Below are 15,204 nucleotides of genomic sequence, written 5' to 3'. Positions count from 1 at the left end.
TTGAGATCAACCATGAGCCACCTCCTGCAGATGCTGTTCCGCGACACGCACCTGGGCGCTCAGTTGGCGAATCTCTTCCAGCAGTCCGAGAGCAACCTCCTCGACCGTGATGTCACCCAGGAACTCGTCCAGTGCGTCGGTGTGGCGCTGCTGATCACTGTCACCGGTGCGCCAGGCGGCCACGACCGACCACAGCAGGGGCTGAAGCCTGCCCTTGTCGAGGGTCATCACGGTCTTCATGCGACCTCCGCCGGCTGGCCACTACGAGCGGCGAGCACCTGGCAGCGTGAGACGAAGGCGTCGACCACGAATCCGCCGAGGTCAACTGCAAGCGGGTCACCTTCGCCCTTACCCCGGGCGACGTAGAACATGCGATCTTCGCGCCCCCGCACCGGGTCGAAGACGAAATAGCCGTCATCCGTCACCTCAATCAGGATCTGGTGATTCCCAGCCTGGATGTTCAGAGACGGCGCAGTGCACAGGTACACGCCCTCATCAGCCAGTGGTGGGCAGTCGACGCTGTAGAACGCTGTGTAACCGACGCCCAGGAAATCCAACATGTTGCGCAACGTGATGTCGCCATCCCGGTACGCCTGGTGGAATTCTTTGATCAGATCGGCCGTCGGCCGCTCGACGATCATCGCCATGCAGGTGGATACACAGCTCGTTGGGCAAGGCTGCATTTGCAAAGTGATCAGTGGCTTCATTGAGCGCTCCCGAGATAGTTGGCGATCGCAGCTCGTGCTTCACGCTTGCGCAGATAGATCCCGACGCGGTGGCGCTGGGCCTCCTTGCGACGGGCGTGCTCCTTCTGGATCTTGCTTGCCGACAGAATCGAACGGACCTGGTCCAGCTTTGCGCGGAGTTCAGGCGATACTTGCGGGCGTACCTCGCCGGTGAGCAGGCCGGCAATGGCCTGCCCTTCGCTGGTGATCGGCTCCAATCGGAGGTCGGCCAGGTACTGGGCTCCGGTTTCGTGGCTGATCAGCTGCGAGCGGACTGCGCCCTCAATCGCGGTGACTCGCCGAAGGGGGTCGCAGCCCAGAGAGACCTCCCACTCCACCGGCTTGGCCTCGGATCGTGCGAAGGTGACCAAGCGCTCGTAGGAGCTCATGAACGCCATGCGTGCTCCAACCTTGTCGCCGGCCCGAAGGATCGGGTTCGAAGCGGCCATGGCCTGACGGATCTCCGGAGTGAGAACCACAGTTTCGAACTCGTCGCTCGCGGAGAGCGCGATGGACCAGGCCTCGTCCTTCCCAGGGCGGCCGTCAGCCGCCTGGATGCGCTGCAGGATCGCCCCCATGGTCAGCCGGGCAGTCAGTTCCCGGCGGCAGGACTTGAGCGCTGCGGCGACGACATCCGGCGCGAAGTCCGCCAGGTCATCGGCCATGACTTCGGCTGCCGTCGGAGTGACGGCTTGTCCCAAAGCCTCGGCGGTTGCGCAGATGGCCAGAGCCAGGCGGGCGATCTGGTCGGGCGCCATGCGGTTAGAGGAATTCATTCGACTGACCTCCGGCGCGATCCATGATCCGCTGCGCAGCCTCCAGGCCGGCGTTCAGGTTCGCTTGCGTCTGCTCCAACTGGCGAGCGGTCGTCGAGTTCATCTGGCGGTTGGTCCTCCACTGGGTGTGGTAGGCCTCGCACTTGAACAACAGGTCGCCCAGGTTGTGGCAGCCATTGATGAGCTTCGAGTCGTTGATCCCGACGAAGAACGCGGCGACGTGGTGGGCGAAGTCGGCGCCGAGGCGGTCAACGAGCTGGCCCATCTGCCCGGCGACCCGAGCGTTCCACACCGGCCAGGCGTCGTAGCGCTTGCGGTAGGCCATCGCGTAGTTCGCCCAGGACTTGTAGGTCTTGCAGGTGGGGTCTTTCGGGCCCGGCATGTCGGCAGGGATTTCGCACCGCGGCGTCTCGACCGAAACGACCGCCAGCACGGCAGGTTGCTGCGGCGCAGCCGGAGCGTCCTGCAAAGAACCTGCTGTAGTCTCTGCCGTAATCTCTGCAGTAGTCTCTGTTGTATTCTCTGTAAGGTTTGCAGGATTTCCGCGAGCTTGCTGGCGGGTTTTCCGCGGGCTTGCCTGCTGCTTTCCTGCACTCTTGTTTGCAGGATTCCTGCAAACTGGCTTGCGGGATTTCCGCTTGCTGGATTGCGGGATTTCCACATTCAAGTTTGCTGCGATGGAGCCCAGATTCACGCGGAAATAGAGCCTGCACGGCACGCCCTTTTTCATCTCCTCCAAGACGCCGCATTTGACGAGTTTCTTGCGCGCGCTCTCCTGCTCGGAACGGGTCATTCCGGTCTCCACTTCCCAGTCCTCCATGGTCTTGTAGAACCAGCCATCAGCGTCGTCGGTACGGTTCGACCAGTAGATCGCCTGGGACAGCATCAGGGCCCCGGTGATGCCTACGCCGAGCGATACAAACGAGCGCTGGAATGCAATGGGACGATCCAGCAGTTCCTCGAGCGTCATACGGTCACCCGCAGATGCTGACGAAGGCTGGCCATCCTGTTGGTGCGAAGGGTGTGCTGCATGTCAGCCCTTCCCGGCTGGCGGCGCCAACACACGAAGGGACGAGTAAAAAACGGGTGCACGGGTATGCATGATTTCCCCCGTAACGCTGATGTGAAGAGCCGCCTCCATGGGCGGCTTCGAGTGCCCGCTACTCGGGCTTATCAGGGCCTGCTCAGGCCCGGCGATGGAAAGGTGCAACAGAGCCACGGGGATTCCGCGGTTTTGTTCGGCTAGCCAGCTCACGACGGATCAAATCTGCAGCGAGTGCGGAAGGCGTCATCCCCCGACGCTCCGCCTCGCGCACCAGCTGCTCCATCAGTTCCTGGTCCAGGCCGACCTGTTCAGTAGGCATGGGCCCTCCTCCGGGCCTTCAGGCCACGCTCTTATCGTCGGTATTCTCCGAAGCCAACGCGGCCAGCTGCGCCTCGAGCAGCTCGCGGCAAAGCACTGCACGCTGGGTTCGATGAAACGCAGCCAGCGCCTGGATCAGGTTGAACGTGTCCTCGTCGACCCGGACCTTGATTTCCCGGTCGTGCAGGTGCTTGGGGTTGGCGTACATGCTGGGATGGCTCCTTCCAGAGAAAAGAATTACGCAGCGCCCTTGAGCGCTTTTCGTGCGAATGGGATGAGATCGGGGCGCAGGCCGGCGATGGTGATTTCGCCACCAGAGGCGTCCTGCAGTCGTTCAGCAAGTTCGGCAGAAGCCTTCCGGTGACCACCTGCGAGCTGCCATAGGTGGCCAACGGTTGTGTTCGCAGCACCAGCTACCTGCTGACGCCGCTCGTTCGTGGCCCCGCCCAACCAATCACGGAGGTGATCATTCATGAGGGTTCTCCTTACACATAAAGCGAAATTTAGCTTACGGCTAATACTCAAGCAAGGGAAAATTTAGCTTTGCGCACATTTAGCAGCCAGCTAAACACTGGCATTCTTCGCCGCATGGATATCTACGAGATTCGCAAGCACAACCTGGTAAAGCTGATTGGCAGCCAGAGAAAAGGGGCCTGTGCCGAGCGCTGGGAGATGTCGGCTGCGCACTTGAGCCAGATCCTTTCCGACAAGACGGCCAAGAACCTGGGCGATGATGTTGCTAGGCGCATAGAGGGGCTCGAGGGTTTGCCGCGCGGCTGGTTCGACTCAATGCCGGATGAGGCGCCAGAGGTTGACTCTGCCCCGGCCTCAGCATCTGACCTGGTGAAGCAGATGCTTGCGAAGAGTGGCAAAGGGATTTCTGAAGAAACGCGCCAGCGACTGCTCGCCGCGGCAGAAGAACCCAAGTCGAACGTCATCACCGCCGACTTTTCACGTCCAGGCGTGGTCGGGGATGAGGTGTGGATTGCCCACTACGACGTTCGAGCCGCGATGGGTGGCGGGCAGATCCCCCACGACTATCCCGAGATGCTCCAGGACATTCGGGTCAGCCCTACGCATTTGCGCGAGATGGGTGTGAAGTTCAAAGAGCACTTCCACCTGAAAATGATCACCGGATGGGGTCAGTCGATGGCTCCGACCATCAAGGACCGTGATCCTTTGCTCGTCGACATCACGATCCGTGAATTCACTGGGGATGGCATCTACCTCTTCTCCCACGACGAAATGCTGTACGTGAAGCGCCTGCAGAAGAAAGGCCGGGATCGCTTCAAGATGATCTCGGACAACAAGCATCACGACCCCGAGGAGATTCGCGTGGACGATACCCACATTCTCGCTCGAGTGCTTTACGTGTGGAATGGCCAGCCGGTGTAACCATGACCCTAACCAAGCCCAACCAAGACCTCCGCCGCGACCTCGAAGGACTGGTCTCCGACCTCAAGTGGTCAGCCGTCGAGCTGATGCGGATTGCGGTTAGCCTGAGCGAGGCGGGAAATTCGACCGACGCCCAGGCAGTGATCAGGATCTGCCAGGTGATGCAGGCTGGGGAGGATCGGCTGGTGGGTATGGGGATGAGGTGAAAGCAGGAAAGATTGCACGACAGAAGGCCAATTAGCGCCGCTCCATCGGCCACGCCATCTGACATGGCGTCGACCAATAACTACAACACCCTAGTGGCAGGGAGCAGGGGATGGCGAAAGCCGGAAAAATTCCATACGTCGATGCTATGTCGGCGATTTCTCTGGAAAAAGCATGGGCTGGAGCTACCACCATTTTATGGGTTGGCACGGGCGGCAACGGGTTCCCTATTGCCCATAAATGCCGCGTGCCAGTTTCCTGTAAAGGTGTAGTGCAAGAGGGGCTTTTCATTGACTTGTTCCACAAGTTCAGCGATTTGCCTGGAGTTCCTGACAAAGTCAGCATGACCCTGGTGTCCGGAGGGGCAAGGGTTCTTGCCCTGGATGAAAACGGGCCCACCACGCATGTGAATGCTGTTGGCCGGGGCATGCCGCATTTCCAGAAGCTGGCAGACCACCCGCACCTTCATACCCCTGTTCCTGAAAGCTCGTCTGGCTATGCAGAGCCCATCGATCGGGTTCACATTGAGGCTCTGTGGCGCATCTTCCTAGAGCGTGCCAACATTGAGGGCGCACCACCCTTCAATCTCCCTAATCGAGGACCGCAAGAAAACAGCGGGCAAATGGATCTCCTATGAATTGCGCAGACATCAGCAGGCAGCTTGGCTTTCAATGCCGCCATATCAGCGATGGCCTGACATACATTCAGTCCCCTCTGACCCTGGCATTTGATGGCGCGGCAATTGGTGCGTTTGTTCAAGATATCGGTCGCGGCCTGGTCCGGATCACTGATAACTCTGACATCCTCTTCACGGCCATGACGCACGGCATAGCGCCGGACCAGAGGCGCTCCAGAAAATTCGGTGAGATTGCCAAGCTAAGTGGAATGTCCTTTTCCGAGAATGGGGAGCTGCATACCGTTTGCTCCCAGGATGAAGCGGGCTTCCAGATCGCCAGATTTATCGAGGCGGCATCCCGGATCGGAGATGCGTGTGACGATATGCTGGTTATCCATGTCCCAAAATTTCAACGCAAGGTAGGGTCGATCCTGGCAAGAAGGTATAAGGAGAGCCTGCGACGAGATTTCGTGCTCAGCGGGGCCAGCGGTCACCAACTGACCTTCCCCTTCGTTATCAACATCGGCAGGCCGGATCAGATGGTAATTCAGACCATCGCGGCTGGATCCTCCGGGAAACCGAACTGGGCAAGCATCTATGGGGCTGTCGGGAAAATGGGGGACCTAAAAAACTCCCGCGACAGAACTAAGCGCACGATCATTCTGGAGCGAGGCGAGGAGCAGTCCACTCAGCAAGCTATGGTTGCTCTGGCCGAGTCGGCTTCCATTGTTGTCTACGACGGAAACAATCAGCACCTATACGACGCACTTCAAGCGGCGTGAGGCCTGCCACGCAAATACGCTGAAACGTCATAGCCCGCCTCGGCGGGCTTTTTCATACCTTCACGCTTTTTCACGCCCTACCCTGCACAGTCAAGGCTCATCCGAATTCCCTTTAGCCCGCGTAGCAGTACGGGCTTTTCTTTGGGTGCGTGATGGCGGATGGCGGATGGCGGATGGCGGATGGCGGATGGCCAGAGTGGTAGGATGGCGGCTCAATTCACAGGGACGTCTTCTATGAAATCTGCCGTCATCTTTGCACTCGTTATTTCTTCAAGCTCGGCCTTCGCCGCGAAGCCAACGGCCAAGGTCTGGACCCAAGAGCCCTCGAGCTTCCTTGGCCTGACCTTCGAAAGCAGCAGCATCATGGCTCTACCTCAGTGCGCGCCGGGCGTGATTGGCTTCCAGCAAGCACAGCTTTGCCGAGAAAAGCCCTACGGCAATCTCTACATGATTGAGGGAAAGCCTTCGATTGGCCTTCGGTATAACTATCACCTTTCTGCCGGGCTGAGCGGCCCCCAGGTGGAGTATTTCCTGCTCACAGGTAACACCGAAGATTTTGAAAAGGCCGCCGAGCTTTTTACTGAGAAGTACGGCAAGCCCACATCGCGCACCGCACCTGCGGTGAAAACGAAGGCTGGGGCATCTTTTGTGAACGATACCCTGGTATGGGATGGAGCTCGCGTCAGCATCACGCTTCAGCGATTTTCGACCGACATAAATACTTTCAGCGCGACGGTACTCAACAAGCCGGCAGCAGAAGCGGCTTCTCGCGCCGCGGCTGAAAAAACCAAGAACAATGCGTCCAAGCTTTAACGGCTCCTCCGAGAAATCCTAGCCCGCCTTGCGCGGGCATTTGATCCCATCAGAAGGGCGCATTGTCGTTATTCGGATTGTCGTCCCCCTCATCCTCTCCCCGACTTACTGCTTGATCACAATCTTCTGCCCTCTCCCACTGCAGGATCACCGATCCGTCATCGCAGAACGTCATATCCAGGCCGTCCGTTTCGGATAGCAGTTCCATGATCGCCTCCCAGTCCTGGTCGCTGTCCGTGTCCAGGCGGTGAATCAGCACCCTCCTCCCCAACTGCGCTATCGGCGAGTTAATCATCGCCGATACACGCAGGCCTAACCGTTCGATCCCTGACAGCTCCTCGCGCACCGGGAGCGAAATTTCCTGAAGTACTGCTGCCATGCTCCTACCCCCCCACTACTGTATATTCGCACAGGTATTGGCGAATCATAGCTGACTGCTAAATCGAACGTAAAGGGGCCAGCGTGGATGTGGCAGCGGGCAGCACTTTGTCGCTCAGCGAAAATAATTTAGCTTTGAGCTATTGACGATATTTTAGCTTGGGGCTAAATTTCACTTCGCCGAGGCACTACACAGCCCCTCGGGAGGCCCTCACCGGCCGCCGCTCTTTAACAGCCAGCGCCATGCCCGACTACCCGGACCAACCGGTTAGGTCACTCCCGGCTCCATCGGTGGGAGGTCAGTAAACCGATGAACAAAACCGCACTTGCCTCTACCGGCGACCAGCGACCCGACAGGCCCGAAAGCCTGCCAACGCGCAGACCACTGCGACGGCGGACGAGGTGTTGACCGAACTGAGCGAATGACCTGGTAAGCAGGTGCGGACGATTTCACTTGGTGCCCTTCTCCCGAGGGGTATCAGGGAAATCAAACGGAGGGATTCACGATGTTCAACATGGCAACCATGGCGGCTGATGAATGCCGCGCAGACGCTGAAGAGCGCACCTACTACCGCTGGATCGACAAGGCGTCCGCGCTGCTTGGCAATCAGGTAGGCCTGGGCTCGCGAGAAGAAAGCGACCTGCATGACCTCTACGCCGACGGCTGCACGCCGGCCGAGGCTGTTACTGAGCTGCTGGCCCAGCAGGCTCTGGAGGCAGCATGAACAGGGTCATTCGCATCACCCTGCGCGGCGAGCTGCAGGTGTTCACCGACAGCGACTTGGCTGCCTGCATCCGCGAGGCGAACCGGCTCAACACGGAGCGCGGCTACCGCAATGGCGTGTGCGTGGTCGAGCTGGAAGACGGTCAGCGCATGACCGCATCTGACTGCAAGGAGGCGGCATGAACCTGCGGGACCAGGGCTTCAAGTTCTGCATCAGCCCCGACAAGCAGCAAGGCAGGTGGCTACACCCGACCGTGCTCAAGGTTCTGCATCCCGACTGGACCGACGTCACGGAGTGGTCCACGAACCAACTGGTGGCTTTCCTGAATCCGACACCCCAGCAGCAAGAGTTGTTCACGGCATGAAGCTCTACTGCGAGGGTCACAGTGTGAGCAAGGGATGGGCCATCTCAAAGACATGGAGTGACACCGAATGCAGTTCACTGCCCTGCGCCCAGGAAAATGAGATACGCCCAGTTCGTTTTGTGAAGTCGCGAGGGAGAGCTCTCAAATTGGTCGAGCGCTGGAACCGCAGATTCGCCTCTCACTGATTTCACCGGCTGGCCTTCGAGGTTGAGGACCAGACGGGAAATCAACCGAGGAATGCAGCATGCAGATCAATCAGCAGAAAACGGTTCAGGTCGACGTGACAGAGCTTCGCCTTCACATCAAGGTGCGCGACAGATTTGCAGCAGGACTGCAGGACGCACAGGGCGAAGAAGTGGGCAGCTACGAGGGCTACGTTCCCGGTTTCTTCCCGGGCGAGCACTACGGCGACTATCTGATCCTGAACATCGACCTGGAAACGGGGCAGATCAAAAACTGGAAAAAACCGAACCCGGCAGACATCGAGAAGATGCTAGTCCAGGAAAAGGACGACTGAACAACCAGCGCCGCGACAGCCTGTCGTTAACTGCCGGCGAAGCATGGCCAGCTTGCAGAAATTGGCCCGCGTCGTGATTTGCCAAACCGTCCAGTTCGACCGTGGCGCAAGCCCCATAGAGCGCTGGAGCCGGACAGCGTAACCGGCGCCTATCCCTTGACTGCCAGGAACAGACTGGCCCGATCTCCTGGCTCCTATCGCCAGGCTGCATCGGTGTGTGACCCAGTCAGGCCGCTTGATCAGCGGCGAGGGCTACACCGGTTGACGCGGTTCGACTCCGCGAACTGGGTCACACAACCAATGCAGCCACTTCAACGGAAAACAATTGCATGGCCAAATCGTTCAAGCAAATGATCAAGGATGGCGAGGTCCGGCGCGCGGACGCCATGAAAGTCCAGCTCGAAGACCTTCATGAAGAGCCGGGCTTCAACCTGCGCACCGAAGGTCCCGCACTCAAGCAGAGCATCGCGTTGCTGGCTGAGTTCATCGCCGGCGGCGGCCAGATTCCCCCGCTGGAGGTTCGCCCGCGGGCGGAGGGCGGCGTATGGGTAGTCGACGGTCACCGCCGGCGCCGCGCACTGATCAAGCTGGACAAGGCCGGTCGCCTCCCGCGCACGCCGAACAAGGACAACCCAGACATCCTGGAGGCCTGGATTCCGGTTGTCGCATTCGAAGGCAGCGATGCCGATCGAGTGGCCCGGATCATCTCCAGCCAGGAGAACGAAAAGCTCTCCCCGCTTGAACTGGCCGAGGGCTACAAGCGCCTCAAAGCCTTCGGCTGGACTGTCGACCAGATCGCCAAGAAAGTCGGCAAGACCCGACAGCACGTCGAGCAGGTGGTCACCGTCGGTAATGCGAACACCGACGTGCAGAGCTTGGTCGCAGCAGGGCAGGTCTCCGCGACGACAGCTGCCCAGGTTGTGCGCGCTCACGGTGAAGACGCCGGCAAGGTGCTCGGCGCCGAACTGGAGAGGGCCCAAGCCAAAGGCAAGACGAAGGTCACCGCCGGCACGATGCGCGGGCCGTCAATCTCGCGACCCAAACTGGAAGCTGTGCATACAGCGGCGAGCGCCCTGCTTGACGCGATTCCGCATGAGCTCGTTGGCGAGCTCCCCGCCAGCCAGTTGCAGGCCCTCAGGGATGCGATCGCTGCAGCTGGATCGCAACCTCGCAATTGAATTGCACCTTACTCCGTCACGCAGGCGAATCCGGAGCCCATAAGGGCTAGGCCAGATACATCCCGGGTGGTGCCGGGCGCCTGCAACTTTGACACTCGGGCCCAAGGTTTTCGGGCCTTCTGTTACGGGGATATCACCGGGCCAATTTCGATGCTCCGGCTCCCGCATTTGCAGATCGGGACATGGGCTTGGGATCGGCCGCGATGATACTCGTAGTCATTGGCGGGCACGGTGTCAAAGCCATCCCATCTGTCTTCGGATCTTCCCCAATCGTCCGAGCGGGCGATCTGGACTCCCTGATGCCCGCATTGAGCGCAAGTTGCTTTGCGCCTGCTCTCATCCCAGCTCATTTGGATCTCCTTATCGATGATCGACTCACTGGAATATAGCAGCGGGCATTCCCCCCCTTCACTCGACCGCATTGGCAGGCGCCAGGCCACCTTTCACGGTGGGTTTGGTCACCCGCGCCTGGCTCCTGACCAATGCGGCCACTCAACCAACTGGAGGACGCCATGAGCGCACTTCAAGCAGCACAATGGCGCTACGACAACGCCGAGCCGGATGATGATTCTGCCCACGGCAACGCTGTTCAGGCGTGGATCGAGCATGCCTCCGACCGACTGCTGGCGGGTGGCGATGTCACGGTCAAGCGCAGCGGCAAGCCTGCAAGGCAGGTCACTTTCGAGCAGTTTGCCGAGCAGCTCGATGAGCTTGCGATGAGTTGCCTTGAGGGTTTCGGGGCATCGCCCTCAGCTCTGGGCCAGCTTGTATGGTCCGCCCTCTGCAGTCCGCGCGACGGGAGAGAAGTTGCCGAGAACCTCCTCGGGCGCCCTTCTGCTATCGAAGCTCTGCGCGAGATTGCAGACCGTCTCGTTGAGCCTCTGGCAGAGGATGGGGTGATCGCTGACTCGGAGGATATCTGATCATGAGTGCTCATATCCTGATCGACCAACAGCTCGAAGCGCTCAGCCATCCCCAGACGCCGCCTGAGTTCGAAGCCACCATCCAGCGCCAACTGGTGGAAATGATGAAGGACGGGCGGATCACAATCGACGAATTCGACCACCACTGCGGGCGCCTCAACAAGACCGTCAGCGCCCGCCAGGAGGCAGCATGACTACACCAGTTGTGAAGTCGCTCATCGACGAGCAAGTAGCAGAATTGTCCGAAGCGCATGCCATGCCCGCAGGTCGCGCTCTGCTGCTGTTCAAGGGAGCAACTTTCGCCGCCGCGATTCAGCAGGCCGAACTGGCCAGCATCGAGAACCCGCAAGCCTGGAAATGCCGAGCCTGCATCTGCGGCGAGTGGACAGTCGGGTATGAGGTGAGGGCATGAGCTTCTTCGAGGACAGCATCGCCGACGGCAGCCACTGCGCCATGTGCTGCGAGTACATAGGCGAGGATGTTGGCTACACCAGGACCTGCCGCACCTGCGGTGGCGGTGATTCGGTCGACAAGAAGGCCCGCAAGCTGGAGAACATGGCCCGGTTCGAAACTTGGCTGAGCAATACCGGTGTTCAGCACTCGAAGCACAATGACGGCTACCACGTTGTGCTGAAGCTTCCCGGCAACAAGGTCATCGATTGCTGGCCAAGCACTCGAAAATGGCAGTTGCGCGGCCAACGCATAAGTCGTGACGGCAAGGCTTTGCACGAGCTTGTGCGCAAGCATCTGAGGCCCTCGCCATGACCAACCGCCAGCGTGCCCGCCGATTCGCCACCTGGCGCGGCTCATTCATCGCTCTGACCTTCTGCACCGGCTGGCTACTCCTGAGCGCCCTGGCCGGCAACATCACTTCCTGAATACACACCCGAGCACGGCGGGCGCTTCGGCGATAACCGTACCCTGAGTGGAGCGTAGGCCGGCAAGAGCGCGCAAATATCACCGGCAGCCAGGGCTGCCCGCCTGACTTCACGGGCGTGACTTGGCATTCCCCAATCCCCACTTCCCCAACTGAAGGCGCCGCCCTGGCGCGAGGCACTCCAATGTCTGCACAAACCCAACTCGTCGAGGTGCCGCCGAAAGAAACGGCCCTCCAGGTATTCCAGGCTGCCAATGGCCTGGACCCGTTCCTTCAAAAGATTCGCGCCGAACTCGACGCCTTCGTGCCAGACGTCAGCACCCGCAAGGGGCGCGAGGCCATCGCCTCGATCGCTTACAGCGTGGCTCGTTCCAAGACGGCGCTGGACAACGTCGGCAAGGAACTGGTCGCCGACCTCAAGGAAATCCCGAAGAAGATCGACGCCGAACGCAAGCGGATGCGCGATACGCTGGATGCCTGGCAAGAAGAGGTACGCCGGCCGCTGAACGAGTGGCAGGCCGCTGAGGACGCCAGGATCGACAAGCACAACGAGCGCCTGACCTGGTTGAAGTCACTGGCGGACGACCTCAGTGAACTGGGCTCCCTGCACATCAAAGGGCTGATCGCAGAAGCAGAAGGTATGGAGATCGGCGAGCACTGGGAGGAATTCGAGTCGGAGGCAGCGCGCGAGAAGGACAAGGTCCTGACCGCCCTCCGCTCAGCTCTGGCCAAGCGTGAGCAGTACGAAGCCGAGCAGGCAGAACTGGCCCGCCTGCGCGCCGAGGCTGAAGCCCGCGAGAAGAAAGACCGCGAAGAGCGTATTGCTCGCGAGGCCGCAGAAAAAGCTCGCCTTGAGGCTGAGCAGAAAGCCCAGGCCGAACGGGAGGCCGTTCAGCGCCGGGAACAGGAAGCGAAGGCCGCCGCTGACCGCCGCGAGCTGGAACTGAAACTGCAGGCTGAGCAAGCGGAGCGCGCCGCGGCACAGGCGGAAATCGACCGTCAAGCCGCCCTCCGTCAAGCCGAGGAAGAACGTGTAGCTGCCGCCCGGCGAGCTGAGCAGGCCGCCGAACAGGCCCGCCAGGACGAACGGCGTCGTGCTGATGCCGCTGCCGCAGTGATCCTGAGCCAGCAAGAAGCCCGTGAGCGCGATGAAGAGCACCGCCGCGCCATCAATCGCACCGCCCTGGAAGCCTTCATCGAGGGCGGCATGCCAGAGGCCTGCGCGAAGCAAGCGGTCACCCTGATCGCTCAGCGCAAAATCCCCAACGTCACCATCCAGTATTGAGGCCGTCACCATGACCAGCCCCATCATCCTGCCGGAACAACGCCGGCCAGCGGTCGCTCCGCCACCAGCTGACACCAGCATCCTGGCTGTCATCAGCCGCGCGGCAGCCGACCCAACCTGCGACATCGAGAAAATGGAGCGCCTGCTGGCGATGCACGAGCGGATGCAGGCCAAGGCCGCAGAGGCCGCGTTCAACGCCGCCATGGCGGAAATGCAGTGCGAAATCCCTACGGTGGGGCATGGCGCGCTGAACGAGCACACCGAAAAGACTTACGCCACGCTCGACGACATCAACACCACGCTCAAGCCGATCATGCAAACCCACGGGTTCGCGATCAGTTTCAAGGTCGAGCACACGGGCGCTGGGGTCAGCATCACCGGAATCCTCATGCACCGTGACGGACACCGCGAACAGACAACGATGCTGCTGCCCGTCGATATCGGCAAAGGCCGCAATGCAGTCCAGGCGGTTGGATCATCCACGACCTACGGCAAACGGTACGTGATGTGCGCCTTGCTCAACATCACCACCAGCGAGATGCGGGATGACGACGGCCAAGGCGCCGGGGAGATCAACACCGACGCCGCCCAGCAGCTACTGGTTCCCGACATCCTCGACCGCGTTGCCAGCGCCCCGAACCCGGAGGCCCTGACGGAAGTCTGGAAAGTAGCGGTTGTCGAGCTGCGCAGCGCCAACGACAAGCAGGGTTACGAACAGGTCAAGGCCGCTGTGGTGGCCAAAGGAAAACAACTGGAGGCAGCCGCATGATCGTCATCAACTGTGTACAAGGGTCTCAGGAATGGCTTGAGGGCCGCGCCGGGACCATCACCGCGAGCATGTTCAGTACCGCACGCTCCAAAGTGAACGGCCTGACCACCCAGCAGCGGACCTATGTCGAAGCCCTCCTCGCCGGCCGCACTGAAGCCAGGGCGCGTGAACTGGCCGGCTACAAAGCCGCCCCGAAAGCCGAGGTTGTCCAGCGCGCCCTGGATGGCGAGAAGGTTGGCGAGCCATCCAACGCCGCCCTCACCTACGCCTTCGAGCTGGCGGTAGAGCGGATCGGTGGCAAGCCTTTGGATGGAGGCTTCGAAACCTGGCAGATGCGCCGCGGCCATGAGCTCGAACCGGAAGCCAGGATGGAGCACGAAATCCAGACAGGCCTGGTCGTGACGCAGGTCGGACTGGTGAAGACCGATGACGGGGCGTTCGGTGCCAGCGCTGACGGCTTCATCAACGACGATGGCGGCAGCGAGTACAAATGCTTCCTCGCCCCGGACAAACTCCGGGCCTTCCACATCGACAACGATGCCAGCGACGTGATCGACCAGGTCCAGGGCTGCATGTGGATCACCGGCAGGAAGTGGTGGCACATCGGGATGTATTGCCCGCTTCTCAAGCCTGTGGGCCGCCAGCTCTGGCTTCGCGAGTTCAAGCGTGACGATGACTACATCGAGGCGCTGGAACAGGACCTATGGGAATTCAAACTGCTCGTCGACGACTACGAGGCGAAGCTGAGGAGCAAGGCAGCATGACCAACAACTACATCCTCGCCGGCGCTGAGCGTCAGGCACAACTGGAGGCAGCGAAAGCTGCCTTCTTCGCATCTGGCCGGCAGATGATCCAGCTGGGTGACTGCCCTGCTCTCCCGCTCCCGGTGCGGAGCGACAAGATCGACCCGGAGACGGTCCTGGTCCGCAAGCGTCAACGTCCTACCGCCGCCGAGCGGGCGAGGCTGCGGAAAATGGCGGACGACTTATGAGCAAGCGCAAGCCTCACAACTTCCGTGCTCGCATCGAACGTGCCTGCCGTGCCCTCCTCTCCAGCAACCACGTCGCCGTCGTCAACATCGACCCCAGCGGCAAGCAGGGCCTGGTCAACTGGAGGAACTGCAAGAACGTCAGCAGCCGCCGGATCGTCGACGCTATGTGCGAAATCCCGCACCGCTGGACGATCTACATCGCCGGCCTGTGCATCGGCCAGGATGGCGAGGAGTACACGAAGTCGCTGGAGTTCAGTCCCGAAGGCGTCCACCTGGCCGAGAAGCTCACCGACCTCATCCAGCACTTCTACAAACAGGTCAGCGACGAGTGCAATCCGAACCATCGGATCGGCATGGCCTGGCTGGCGATTCCCAGCATCGTGACCGTGGACGAGGCTCAGGCCGCTGCGGTCTTCGAGGCTGTCGGCGCATGGCACCAGGAGAAAGCTGCGGCATGAGGCGGATCCACAAAATAACGCAGTGCCGTCGCAGGCAGCTGCATGCCTACCTGCCGCCAAGCGGC

The 15,204-nt window shown here is 60.6% G+C and carries 25 protein-coding genes and 1 pseudogene; 19 read left to right on the top strand and 7 right to left on the bottom strand.

Going from position 1 to position 15,204, the window contains the following annotated elements; genetic code table 11:
- Positions 1–6: 6 nt before the first annotated feature.
- The 6 genes from CHB99_RS05305 to CHB99_RS05275 form a co-directional block, all read right to left on the bottom strand.
- The gene (locus CHB99_RS05305; RefSeq protein WP_170946358.1) at positions 7–240 is read right to left on the bottom strand and encodes a hypothetical protein; all 234 of its coding nucleotides are present in this window, start codon (positions 238–240) and stop codon (positions 7–9) included.
- On the bottom strand, positions 237–707 hold the full coding sequence (locus CHB99_RS05300) for a hypothetical protein (protein ID WP_042125011.1): 471 nt from the start codon (positions 705–707) through the stop codon (positions 237–239). Before CHB99_RS05300 ends, CHB99_RS05305 begins: the two co-directional genes overlap by 4 nt.
- Entirely contained in the window at positions 704–1,501 is a 798-nt protein-coding gene (locus CHB99_RS05295) for a hypothetical protein (RefSeq protein WP_042125009.1), read from the bottom strand. The genes CHB99_RS05300 and CHB99_RS05295 overlap by 4 nt, the downstream gene beginning before the upstream one ends.
- Positions 1,488–2,471: a hypothetical protein gene (locus CHB99_RS05290; RefSeq protein WP_042125007.1), complete on the bottom strand. Its 984-nt coding sequence runs from the start codon at positions 2,469–2,471 to the stop codon at positions 1,488–1,490. Before CHB99_RS05290 ends, CHB99_RS05295 begins: the two co-directional genes overlap by 14 nt.
- Positions 2,472–2,883: 412 nt before the next feature.
- A complete protein-coding gene (locus tag CHB99_RS05280) occupies positions 2,884–3,072 on the bottom strand; it encodes a hypothetical protein (protein ID WP_042125003.1) in 189 nt (62 codons plus the stop codon).
- 29 nt (positions 3,073–3,101) lie between these two features.
- Positions 3,102–3,338, bottom strand: coding sequence for a helix-turn-helix domain-containing protein (locus tag CHB99_RS05275; RefSeq protein WP_042125001.1), 237 nt, complete (start codon positions 3,336–3,338; stop codon positions 3,102–3,104).
- A gap of 114 nt (positions 3,339–3,452) precedes the next feature.
- Between CHB99_RS05275 and CHB99_RS05270 the strand changes: the two genes are divergently transcribed.
- The 5 genes and pseudogenes from CHB99_RS05270 to CHB99_RS05250 all read left to right on the top strand — a co-directional run bounded on the left by CHB99_RS05270 (position 3,453) and on the right by CHB99_RS05250 (position 6,674).
- A complete protein-coding gene (locus CHB99_RS05270; RefSeq protein WP_042125183.1) occupies positions 3,453–4,259 on the top strand; it encodes a S24 family peptidase in 807 nt (268 codons plus the stop codon).
- Positions 4,260–4,261: 2 nt separating this feature from the next.
- Positions 4,262–4,500 (top strand): annotated as a pseudogene (locus tag CHB99_RS05265) (hypothetical protein).
- Between the two features lie 75 nt (positions 4,501–4,575).
- Positions 4,576–5,100, top strand: a complete 525-nt coding sequence (locus CHB99_RS29410) for a hypothetical protein (RefSeq protein ID WP_141137243.1) — start codon at positions 4,576–4,578, stop codon at positions 5,098–5,100.
- Positions 5,097–5,861: a DUF1828 domain-containing protein gene (locus CHB99_RS05255; RefSeq protein ID WP_042124997.1), complete on the top strand. Its 765-nt coding sequence runs from the start codon at positions 5,097–5,099 to the stop codon at positions 5,859–5,861. The genes CHB99_RS29410 and CHB99_RS05255 overlap by 4 nt, the downstream gene beginning before the upstream one ends.
- A 234-nt stretch (positions 5,862–6,095) precedes the next feature.
- Positions 6,096–6,674 carry a hypothetical protein gene (locus CHB99_RS05250; protein ID WP_042125182.1) on the top strand — a complete coding sequence of 193 codons (579 nt, stop codon included), beginning with the start codon at positions 6,096–6,098 and terminating at the stop codon, positions 6,672–6,674.
- 49 nt (positions 6,675–6,723) lie between these two features.
- Here the strand turns inward: CHB99_RS05250 and CHB99_RS05245 are convergent, their stop codons facing one another.
- Positions 6,724–7,053 (bottom strand): DUF1654 domain-containing protein, encoded by a 330-nt coding sequence (locus CHB99_RS05245; RefSeq protein WP_042124995.1) that lies wholly within the window; start codon positions 7,051–7,053, stop codon positions 6,724–6,726.
- A 505-nt stretch (positions 7,054–7,558) separates the two neighbouring features.
- Here CHB99_RS05245 and CHB99_RS05240 point away from each other — a divergent pair.
- The 14 genes from CHB99_RS05240 to CHB99_RS05175 all read left to right on the top strand — a co-directional run bounded on the left by CHB99_RS05240 (position 7,559) and on the right by CHB99_RS05175 (position 15,139).
- Entirely contained in the window at positions 7,559–7,777 is a 219-nt protein-coding gene (locus tag CHB99_RS05240; protein WP_042124993.1) for a hypothetical protein, read from the top strand.
- Positions 7,774–7,959, top strand: coding sequence for a hypothetical protein (locus CHB99_RS05235; protein ID WP_042124991.1), 186 nt, complete (start codon positions 7,774–7,776; stop codon positions 7,957–7,959). Before CHB99_RS05240 ends, CHB99_RS05235 begins: the two co-directional genes overlap by 4 nt.
- Complete coding sequence (locus tag CHB99_RS05230) at positions 7,956–8,141, top strand: hypothetical protein (RefSeq protein WP_042124989.1); 186 nt, start codon at positions 7,956–7,958, stop codon at positions 8,139–8,141. The genes CHB99_RS05235 and CHB99_RS05230 overlap by 4 nt, the downstream gene beginning before the upstream one ends.
- Positions 8,142–8,385: 244 nt before the next feature.
- Positions 8,386–8,658, top strand: a complete 273-nt coding sequence (locus tag CHB99_RS05225) for a hypothetical protein (RefSeq protein ID WP_042124987.1) — start codon at positions 8,386–8,388, stop codon at positions 8,656–8,658.
- Positions 8,659–8,987: 329 nt separating this feature from the next.
- Positions 8,988–9,836, top strand: a complete 849-nt coding sequence (locus tag CHB99_RS05220; RefSeq protein ID WP_042124985.1) for a ParB/RepB/Spo0J family partition protein — start codon at positions 8,988–8,990, stop codon at positions 9,834–9,836.
- Positions 9,837–10,348: 512 nt separating this feature from the next.
- Positions 10,349–10,759: a hypothetical protein gene (locus tag CHB99_RS05215; RefSeq protein ID WP_052419434.1), complete on the top strand. Its 411-nt coding sequence runs from the start codon at positions 10,349–10,351 to the stop codon at positions 10,757–10,759.
- Positions 10,760–10,761: 2 nt separating this feature from the next.
- Positions 10,762–10,953 carry a hypothetical protein gene (locus CHB99_RS05210; protein WP_042124982.1) on the top strand — a complete coding sequence of 64 codons (192 nt, stop codon included), beginning with the start codon at positions 10,762–10,764 and terminating at the stop codon, positions 10,951–10,953.
- Entirely contained in the window at positions 10,950–11,171 is a 222-nt protein-coding gene (locus CHB99_RS05205) for a hypothetical protein (protein WP_042124980.1), read from the top strand. The genes CHB99_RS05210 and CHB99_RS05205 overlap by 4 nt, the downstream gene beginning before the upstream one ends.
- Positions 11,168–11,524, top strand: a complete 357-nt coding sequence (locus CHB99_RS30045; RefSeq protein WP_245655606.1) for a hypothetical protein — start codon at positions 11,168–11,170, stop codon at positions 11,522–11,524. The genes CHB99_RS05205 and CHB99_RS30045 overlap by 4 nt, the downstream gene beginning before the upstream one ends.
- Before the next feature lie 296 nt (positions 11,525–11,820).
- Positions 11,821–12,921 (top strand): coiled-coil domain-containing protein, encoded by a 1,101-nt coding sequence (locus CHB99_RS05195; protein WP_042124978.1) that lies wholly within the window; start codon positions 11,821–11,823, stop codon positions 12,919–12,921.
- Positions 12,922–12,931: 10 nt separating this feature from the next.
- Positions 12,932–13,690 (top strand): ERF family protein, encoded by a 759-nt coding sequence (locus tag CHB99_RS05190; RefSeq protein ID WP_042124976.1) that lies wholly within the window; start codon positions 12,932–12,934, stop codon positions 13,688–13,690.
- A complete protein-coding gene (locus CHB99_RS05185) occupies positions 13,687–14,454 on the top strand; it encodes a lambda exonuclease family protein (RefSeq protein WP_042124974.1) in 768 nt (255 codons plus the stop codon). Before CHB99_RS05190 ends, CHB99_RS05185 begins: the two co-directional genes overlap by 4 nt.
- On the top strand, positions 14,451–14,681 hold the full coding sequence (locus CHB99_RS05180) for a hypothetical protein (protein WP_042124972.1): 231 nt from the start codon (positions 14,451–14,453) through the stop codon (positions 14,679–14,681). Before CHB99_RS05185 ends, CHB99_RS05180 begins: the two co-directional genes overlap by 4 nt.
- Positions 14,678–15,139, top strand: coding sequence for a hypothetical protein (locus CHB99_RS05175; protein WP_042124970.1), 462 nt, complete (start codon positions 14,678–14,680; stop codon positions 15,137–15,139). The genes CHB99_RS05180 and CHB99_RS05175 overlap by 4 nt, the downstream gene beginning before the upstream one ends.
- The last annotated feature ends 65 nt before the right edge of the window (positions 15,140–15,204 follow it).

Source organism: Pseudomonas japonica, from assembly GCF_900188455.1.
Classification (GTDB): Bacteria; Pseudomonadota; Gammaproteobacteria; order Pseudomonadales; family Pseudomonadaceae; genus Aquipseudomonas; species Aquipseudomonas japonica.
This window is presented reverse-complemented; position numbering and strand designations above follow the sequence as displayed.

What these genes read in the sequence shown, in the direction of transcription:
- CHB99_RS05305 (WP_170946358.1), bottom strand. Translation starts at nt 240, where the DNA reads ATGAAGACCGTGATGACCCTCGACAAGGGCAGGCTTCAGCCCCTGCTG.
- CHB99_RS05300 (WP_042125011.1), bottom strand. Translation starts at nt 707, where the DNA reads ATGAAGCCACTGATCACTTTGCAAATGCAGCCTTGCCCAACGAGCTGT.
- CHB99_RS05295 (WP_042125009.1), bottom strand. Translation starts at nt 1,501, where the DNA reads ATGAATTCCTCTAACCGCATGGCGCCCGACCAGATCGCCCGCCTGGCT.
- CHB99_RS05290 (WP_042125007.1), bottom strand. Translation starts at nt 2,471, where the DNA reads ATGACGCTCGAGGAACTGCTGGATCGTCCCATTGCATTCCAGCGCTCG.
- CHB99_RS05280 (WP_042125003.1), bottom strand. Translation starts at nt 3,072, where the DNA reads ATGTACGCCAACCCCAAGCACCTGCACGACCGGGAAATCAAGGTCCGG.
- CHB99_RS05275 (WP_042125001.1), bottom strand. Translation starts at nt 3,338, where the DNA reads ATGAATGATCACCTCCGTGATTGGTTGGGCGGGGCCACGAACGAGCGG.
- CHB99_RS05270 (WP_042125183.1), top strand. Translation starts at nt 3,453, where the DNA reads ATGGATATCTACGAGATTCGCAAGCACAACCTGGTAAAGCTGATTGGC.
- CHB99_RS29410 (WP_141137243.1), top strand. Translation starts at nt 4,576, where the DNA reads ATGGCGAAAGCCGGAAAAATTCCATACGTCGATGCTATGTCGGCGATT.
- CHB99_RS05255 (WP_042124997.1), top strand. Translation starts at nt 5,097, where the DNA reads ATGAATTGCGCAGACATCAGCAGGCAGCTTGGCTTTCAATGCCGCCAT.
- CHB99_RS05250 (WP_042125182.1), top strand. Translation starts at nt 6,096, where the DNA reads ATGAAATCTGCCGTCATCTTTGCACTCGTTATTTCTTCAAGCTCGGCC.
- CHB99_RS05245 (WP_042124995.1), bottom strand. Translation starts at nt 7,053, where the DNA reads ATGGCAGCAGTACTTCAGGAAATTTCGCTCCCGGTGCGCGAGGAGCTG.
- CHB99_RS05240 (WP_042124993.1), top strand. Translation starts at nt 7,559, where the DNA reads ATGTTCAACATGGCAACCATGGCGGCTGATGAATGCCGCGCAGACGCT.
- CHB99_RS05235 (WP_042124991.1), top strand. Translation starts at nt 7,774, where the DNA reads ATGAACAGGGTCATTCGCATCACCCTGCGCGGCGAGCTGCAGGTGTTC.
- CHB99_RS05230 (WP_042124989.1), top strand. Translation starts at nt 7,956, where the DNA reads ATGAACCTGCGGGACCAGGGCTTCAAGTTCTGCATCAGCCCCGACAAG.
- CHB99_RS05225 (WP_042124987.1), top strand. Translation starts at nt 8,386, where the DNA reads ATGCAGATCAATCAGCAGAAAACGGTTCAGGTCGACGTGACAGAGCTT.
- CHB99_RS05220 (WP_042124985.1), top strand. Translation starts at nt 8,988, where the DNA reads ATGGCCAAATCGTTCAAGCAAATGATCAAGGATGGCGAGGTCCGGCGC.
- CHB99_RS05215 (WP_052419434.1), top strand. Translation starts at nt 10,349, where the DNA reads ATGAGCGCACTTCAAGCAGCACAATGGCGCTACGACAACGCCGAGCCG.
- CHB99_RS05210 (WP_042124982.1), top strand. Translation starts at nt 10,762, where the DNA reads ATGAGTGCTCATATCCTGATCGACCAACAGCTCGAAGCGCTCAGCCAT.
- CHB99_RS05205 (WP_042124980.1), top strand. Translation starts at nt 10,950, where the DNA reads ATGACTACACCAGTTGTGAAGTCGCTCATCGACGAGCAAGTAGCAGAA.
- CHB99_RS30045 (WP_245655606.1), top strand. Translation starts at nt 11,168, where the DNA reads ATGAGCTTCTTCGAGGACAGCATCGCCGACGGCAGCCACTGCGCCATG.
- CHB99_RS05195 (WP_042124978.1), top strand. Translation starts at nt 11,821, where the DNA reads ATGTCTGCACAAACCCAACTCGTCGAGGTGCCGCCGAAAGAAACGGCC.
- CHB99_RS05190 (WP_042124976.1), top strand. Translation starts at nt 12,932, where the DNA reads ATGACCAGCCCCATCATCCTGCCGGAACAACGCCGGCCAGCGGTCGCT.
- CHB99_RS05185 (WP_042124974.1), top strand. Translation starts at nt 13,687, where the DNA reads ATGATCGTCATCAACTGTGTACAAGGGTCTCAGGAATGGCTTGAGGGC.
- CHB99_RS05180 (WP_042124972.1), top strand. Translation starts at nt 14,451, where the DNA reads ATGACCAACAACTACATCCTCGCCGGCGCTGAGCGTCAGGCACAACTG.
- CHB99_RS05175 (WP_042124970.1), top strand. Translation starts at nt 14,678, where the DNA reads ATGAGCAAGCGCAAGCCTCACAACTTCCGTGCTCGCATCGAACGTGCC.